The sequence below is a fragment of the Bifidobacterium pseudolongum subsp. globosum genome, assembly GCF_004155535.1.
Classification (GTDB): domain Bacteria; phylum Actinomycetota; class Actinomycetes; order Actinomycetales; family Bifidobacteriaceae; genus Bifidobacterium; species Bifidobacterium pseudolongum_C.
In genome coordinates, this window is record NZ_RYUH01000016.1 from 1 (window position 1) to 6,104 (window position 6,104).

The following is a 6,104-nucleotide window of genomic DNA, read 5'->3' on the forward strand; positions in this document are numbered from 1 at the left end:
CAAACCCCCTCGGGTACCACACGGGCGGGCATCGGACTGGCAATCAAAAACCACAACCACACCAAAACAGCGCGATCATGGCAAGTAGTACAGTACACACTATTGAGTTCTCAAACCACCAAACACAGCCGGCAAACACCCGGGGCCAACCCCAGCCGCTCACCAACCGGCAGCAAGATGAATAACTTACACGAACCCCAACCAAAACGCAAACCCACCCCAACCACACACCCACAAAACCCAATAAACACAGTACTTCCATCGGCGTGTCGCAAACATACTACGCCCACGTCATACAACTCGACCCACTCCCCACAACCGCACTAAGCTGGGCCTCACTACGACGCCTCACACATGCGAGCGCCGCCGCTGCAGCCCATATTCGGCAGCGGTCCATTCCAGGGAAGGGGCATCATGCCTACAACACCAGCGTCATCATTCGGATTGCCAAACAACGGGTTTGTGCCTGTGGCCACGATTTCTCCGGCGAGCACCGTCGCCGACCCCGCGCACAACGCCGACCTCTGTTACGAGGGGCTGCAGCGTGCGGCCAAACTCGGCGCGAAGATCATCGCGTTCCCCGAGGTCGTGCTCACGTCGTACATCGCCGACGACCTGCTCTACCACGGCATTCTGCTGGAGAGCGCGGAGCGTGAGCTCGGCCGTCTTGTGGAACGCGCGGCGGATCTGGACGTGCTGTTCTCGGTGGGCGTGCCGCTGTGCATCAACGGCAAGATCTACAACACCGTGGCCGTCTGCCACCGCGGACGCATCCTCGGCGTGGTGCCGAAGACGTTCATTCCCACCTACGGCGTGGATTTCGAAGGCCGCTGGTTCCATTCGGGCCCGGCGGAGGTCACGGACATCACCGTGGCCGGTCAGGACCATGTGCCGTTCGGCTCGCACCAGGTGTTCCGTTGCCGTCAACTGCCGCAACTGTGCGTGGGGTACGAGATCTGCGAAGACATCTGGTCGCCCGAGCCGCCGTCGATCCGGCTCGCGTTGGCCGGCGCGACGGTCATCTGCAACGGCTCCGCGTCGAATGCGTCACTCGAGAAGGATCTCTACCGCCGCGGGCTGATCAGCGGGCAGAGCGCGCGCCTGCTGTGCTGCTATGCATACTGCAGCTCCGGCCAGGGCGATTCGACGAGCGACGTGACGGTCGGCGGTCAGGAGATCATCGCCGAAAACGGCAGCGTGCTCGCACAGGCCCAGCCGTTCGGTGAGGGGTTCGCCATCGCCGATGTGGACGTCGAAAGCCTGTGGGGCGCGCGGCGCGGCATGTCGTCGTTCACAGTGGCGGCGAGCGCCGAGGCCGCCGGTTATCACGAGACCGTGTTCGACATGGACTTCCCCGAGCATCCGCTGCTGCGGCCGGTTTCGGCGCAGCCGTTCGTGCCCGCGGACGCGCGCGTGCGCGACGACTGCTGCGACCTTGCGCTGACCATGCAGGCGCACGGCATGCTCGCGTTCCTGCACAACCGCGGCGCGAGCGCCATCACCGTGCTCGCCGAAGACACCGCGGTCGCGAACGCCGCACTGGCCGTGCTCGCGGCCGCGCGCGCCGCCGACCTCGCGGGCATCGATCGCTCCGCCGTGCGCGTGCAGTTCCCGGGCGAGCGGCCGGACGAGCACGCCAAGGCGCTGCTTGGCTCGCTCGCCGAGGCGCTCGGCTGCACGGTGAGCGATGCAGGGCAGCCGCCGATCGCCGATCGGGCCGAGGCGTTGGTCAACCCGGTGGACATGACGGAACTCGCGCTCGGCGTGAGCGACTTCCCGCTCGACCTGTCGATGCAATACGCGGTGAACAGCCAGCTTGTGCGCTCGTTCGTGCCGCTGGTCCTCGACCGCGCCGCGCAGACCGCCGAAGATGGGCGGCTGCGCGCGGCGCTCGAACCGATCATCGCGCACAGCGATCCGTTGCATGTGCCGGAGCACGACCACTACGCGGCGCGCGGATTCGCGGACATCGCGCCCACCGAAGTCGAGGATTTCTTCATCGACGGATTCTTGCGCGCGCAGTACCGCCCGTCGAAGTCGTTCCGCCTGGCGCAGCGCGCGTTCGGCACCAAGTACAGCGACCGCGAATTGCTCACGTGGATGCGCACGTTCTACGGGCGGTTCTTTGCGACGCAGTTCATGCGCCATGACCTGCCCGACGGCCCGCGCATCGGTTCCGCCGGCCTCGACCTGCGCGACGGGTTCATGATGCCCACCTATGCGCAGGGGGCGCTGTGGCTCGATGAAGTGGACGCCCTGCTCGCGCGGATCGGGGACATGGAGCACTAACGCTCGCCGCGCTGGTGATGCTCGTCAAGATATGCGACAACTTGTGGCATATCGGTCCAAGGCGCCATGGAGGCATCCCAGCGCGGATGAGTCCCCTCCTGATTTCCAACACCATTGCCGCGTGTCACGTTGTCGACTGCTGCATCGAGCTTGTTCGCAAGAGCTGAAATGACTATCTGTTTGCTTCCTGAACCATCCGTCAGCCCTTTGGCTTTGGCACGCTTCTCCACATCTTTTGTACGCATAACGCTGCACGGGACGCGTTCTAGGTGCGATAGTAGCCATACCTCAAAACACGGATTCGACACGATGAGTTGCGTTTGCAGCTCCGACCTGAGTACACGCTCAGCCTGCGCCAAATCATGAAAATCATCCACATCCACCACTACCCAGACTTGTTGGTATGCGTCAACGCCGGTATTGGTCCCTTGCTTTGCGACGATATCGACAGCCATTTTTGCAAGCTGTGAAGGCGCTAGATTCTTCTGCCTGTAATCAATGACCACATCGTACAAATCCGCAAGATACGCAAAATACTGTTTTTCGGTCACAGCACCACCCGCCACCACAAGATAGCGAGCTTTGCGCTGACGCGCGGAACGACGACGTCCATGTTGCGGCGGTGTTTGCTTTCTGCGGGGCATCAAGCCACTTCCTTCGCCATGATACGCGCAAAGGCCTCATGGAACGTTGGCTTTGGCACTGCGCCATATACGCCGTTGAGGTAGTTTTTGCCGATATTCTCCTCTTTGCGCAACCCCAAATCCGTTGCTGGATAGATTTCCGAAGCGCCTTGCTTGGATTTCTCAACAAACCAGATCTGATCTGGCTGAATGGTACGTTCCTCCGACGGCGCCGTATTGATCAATGCCACATCATGCGTCGTGAAAATCAACTGCGCATGATGCGGGTTGGTTGCCGGATCCGTATACAAACCGACGATTTCCTTGACAAACGTGGGGTGCAGACTGGTATCGATTTCATCGATGATTGCCACTGTTGGAGCCGAAAGGTTCTCCAAAGCAAGTGAGAAGAACGCGAGTGCTGCCCTGGTGCCCAGTGATTCTTCATCAATGGGCAGTGTCATGGTGCCATCTTCGCCGGGATGGTTAAACTGCAACTGTAGGTCTATGCCGTTTTCGAATAGCGGTTTGAACATCTCGCTATCCGCCGTATCCGGAAAAGCCTGTTTGAATTGCTCCAAAGCAGGGGTCATATCTACCTGCTCCGCCTTGACCGACTCAATGCCGAAATCTGCATATCGAACCAGATGACTGAGCATTCTCCCATAATCAGAATCGGTCTGCAATTCATGGATAATTCTGCTTTCTTCAACAGAAAACTCAGACGCCTGATAATACCGTACTTCATTGGCAAAGAAATCGAATGCGGGCTGCGTCACGTCGATACCCGCCGCTGCACAGACAGACAGCACCAGGGCATTTGTACGCCGTTTTATCGTCTCTTTCACCTGTGCTCGGCCGCCGCGGAACGACGGCCCGAACGTGATTTCTTGCTTTTCTCGGCTGAACAGCAAGGACGCACGAGTAGAGGCCTTTCCATTGATCTTGTTGAATCTACGCAGTTCCTCTGTTTGGATGTTTGCATTGTCATAACTGAACCAATATTGATATCGCAGACCATCCACCGCGATGAATTCCGCAAAAAACTCAGTGGGCTTTTCAGCCTGAGCCGCATTGAGCTTAAATGGGGCACGAGGAAGCCTACTATCGATGTTGCCGCGCGCGTAACTCGTTACGACCATGCCCCGCATGTAAGCAAAAGCCTGAAGCAAATTGGATTTCCCGGACGCATTTGCGCCGTAAATCGCGGCAACCGTCGAGATACCCGCATAGGCATCCTCGCCGTCAACAAAGCGCTGGACTCTTTGCATGGAGAACGCTTGCTCATCGCGGAACGACTTGAAGTTCGAGAAACTGAAATCAATCAACATAACCGCACACTCCTACATCACACAATCTTTCTCAAATATAGCATTTCTGCAGTTTTATGCAAAAGTTGTCCATTTCATAGCGAGATGATGCAGTCAGATTGCAGCTAGACCTTTTTATTAAAAGGTCAGCTATCACTGCTGCGCGTGCCCGAAGAACGGGCAATCACATCTGTAGCCATGTTGTCTCTTAGCTACAGATAAGCGCTTATCTGCAGCTAAGAGACAACATGGCTACAGATAACCCAGTTCCGGCATTGCTGCCACGGCGCAAAACGCAACGTGGTGTGGGAGCATCGCGGCATCCTCGATGTGCTGGATGCGTATGCAGCGAGGTTGCGACGGCAATAAGGTTTTTCACGTGAAACACGGCTTGTCCGGAAGGATCAGGCCGTGTTTCACGTGAAAAAGAATCCAGCTGTCATGCCGTTCGGCGCGCAGCGAATGCGCGGACGTTCGCCAGGAACGCGCAGACGATAACAACCAGCAGCACGATGAGGGCCACATGGCCGCCACGCTGCGTGGCCGCCGCGAACGCGGCCTTGTCCGCCGTGATGCTGTAACCGCTTTGCGCCACACCTAAGCAGATCGACATGACCGTGGTGCCAACGGCGCCGGCGAGCTGTTGGAACGTGCTGAACATGGCGTTGCCATCGGGCTGCATGCTCGCGGGAATCACACTCATGCCAGCAGTCATCGTGTTCGCGTAGGCCATTGAGAAGCCGACCATGTACGCGATGTAGCCCACGCAGATCATCCACACGCTCGCCGAAGGGCGCACCAGAAGCAGCATCAGCAGAATGCCGACAACAGCCAGCGCCATCGTGGAGAGATTCGGGATCAGATACCCAAAGCCGATGGTGACGCCCTCAAGCATCACATACGCCAGCAGATGCCAGCGGAACGGCACCGAGCGGAGCACACCCATGTGGATGAGCGGGTCGGTGGAGCGTTTGCTCGCGCTGGCGAACCACACAAGTGCGTCCACTGAAACCACCAGCAGCACAATCGCAAGCACGAGTGTGCCGGCGGCGTTCTGTGCGTGGGCGGTCAGGGCTGTGATCGCGGCCGCCGAACCGGTCGGGCCGAGCGCAGGCGCGATGGCGCAAGACCATGTTGCCGACGCCCATGAGCAGACCCAGACGTGACCGTGGGGACTGTTCGAGGATGATATTGAACATGAGCGGCAGCGCGACGCCCGTGCCGGCGCCCTGCAGGATGCGCGCGATCATGAGCATGGGGAAATTCACCGCAAGCGCTGCGAGCAGCAAGCCTGCGATGCACAGCACGACCGCAGCGATGAACGACGTCTTCAGCGTAAAGCGGTGGTTGAGGTACGACGACAGCGGCGTCACGATCGAGACGACGAGCAGCTAGCCTGTGGTGAGCCACTGCACCACCGCCGTGCCGATGTGGAACTCCGCCATGAGGGTGGGGAACAACACGTTCGTCATCGTCTCCGTGAGGATGCCGATGAAGGCCATGAGTCCCGTCGCCACAATGGCGAGCAGCAGTTTGGGATCCACACGCTCAGAGGCTGGCTGTGCCACTGGCGTCTGGGCGTTGGAAGATGATGTTGGGGAATCGGAGCGGACGCGGTTGGGCATCGGTTGAGAAGCTGTTCCCAGCAAACCTTTCTTGGCCTGGACTGATTGTGGCCGTATCCGTGTTGCCAAGCGCTATGGACAGGCGCGCCGCCCGCTTGTGCGGGGTGGTGGGGTGCTGGTGTTGGTGGATGCGTGGGGTATATGTGGTTGGGTATGCGAAGGACCCCGGTTGGCTGTTCGCCTTCCGGGGTCCTCAAGTGTGGTGCGGCGGTGTGCTACTCTCCCACACCCTGTCGGGTGCAGTACCATTGCCGTGC

6 protein-coding genes are annotated in these 6,104 nt (G+C 59.4%); 1 reads left to right on the plus strand and 5 read right to left on the minus strand.

Features of this window, described 5'->3' with window-relative positions; all coding sequences use genetic code 11:
- Positions 1 to 414 precede the first annotated feature (414 nt).
- Positions 415 to 2,289 carry a nitrilase-related carbon-nitrogen hydrolase gene (locus PG2093B_RS08475; RefSeq protein WP_165369760.1) on the plus strand — a complete coding sequence of 625 codons (1,875 nt, stop codon included), beginning with the start codon at positions 415 to 417 and terminating at the stop codon, positions 2,287 to 2,289.
- Here the strand turns inward: PG2093B_RS08475 and PG2093B_RS08480 are convergent.
- From PG2093B_RS08480 to PG2093B_RS09005, 5 genes are all read right to left on the minus strand, one after another.
- Positions 2,286 to 2,933: an RloB family protein gene (locus PG2093B_RS08480; RefSeq protein WP_129898126.1), complete on the minus strand. Its 648-nt coding sequence runs from the start codon at positions 2,931 to 2,933 to the stop codon at positions 2,286 to 2,288. The genes PG2093B_RS08475 and PG2093B_RS08480 overlap by 4 nt on opposite strands.
- Positions 2,933 to 4,243 carry an AAA family ATPase gene (locus PG2093B_RS08485; RefSeq protein WP_129898127.1) on the minus strand — a complete coding sequence of 437 codons (1,311 nt, stop codon included), beginning with the start codon at positions 4,241 to 4,243 and terminating at the stop codon, positions 2,933 to 2,935. The genes PG2093B_RS08480 and PG2093B_RS08485 overlap by 1 nt, the downstream gene beginning before the upstream one ends.
- A gap of 418 nt (positions 4,244 to 4,661) precedes the next feature.
- On the minus strand, positions 4,662 to 5,228 hold the full coding sequence (locus PG2093B_RS08490; protein WP_165369761.1) for a multidrug efflux MFS transporter: 567 nt from the start codon (positions 5,226 to 5,228) through the stop codon (positions 4,662 to 4,664).
- Entirely contained in the window at positions 5,110 to 5,595 is a 486-nt protein-coding gene (locus PG2093B_RS08495) for an MFS transporter (RefSeq protein ID WP_165369762.1), read from the minus strand. The genes PG2093B_RS08490 and PG2093B_RS08495 overlap by 119 nt, the downstream gene beginning before the upstream one ends.
- Before the next feature lie 18 nt (positions 5,596 to 5,613).
- The gene (locus PG2093B_RS09005; protein ID WP_165369763.1) at positions 5,614 to 5,790 is read right to left on the minus strand and encodes a multidrug efflux MFS transporter; all 177 of its coding nucleotides are present in this window, start codon (positions 5,788 to 5,790) and stop codon (positions 5,614 to 5,616) included.
- Between the last annotated feature and the right edge of the window lie 314 nt (positions 5,791 to 6,104).

Coding starts and splice junctions, on each gene's coding strand:
- PG2093B_RS08480 (WP_129898126.1), bottom strand. CDS start 2,933: ATGCCCCGCAGAAAGCAAACACCGCCGCAACATGGACGTCGTCGTTCC.
- PG2093B_RS08485 (WP_129898127.1), bottom strand. CDS start 4,243: ATGTTGATTGATTTCAGTTTCTCGAACTTCAAGTCGTTCCGCGATGAG.
- PG2093B_RS08475 (WP_165369760.1), top strand. CDS start 415: ATGCCTACAACACCAGCGTCATCATTCGGATTGCCAAACAACGGGTTT.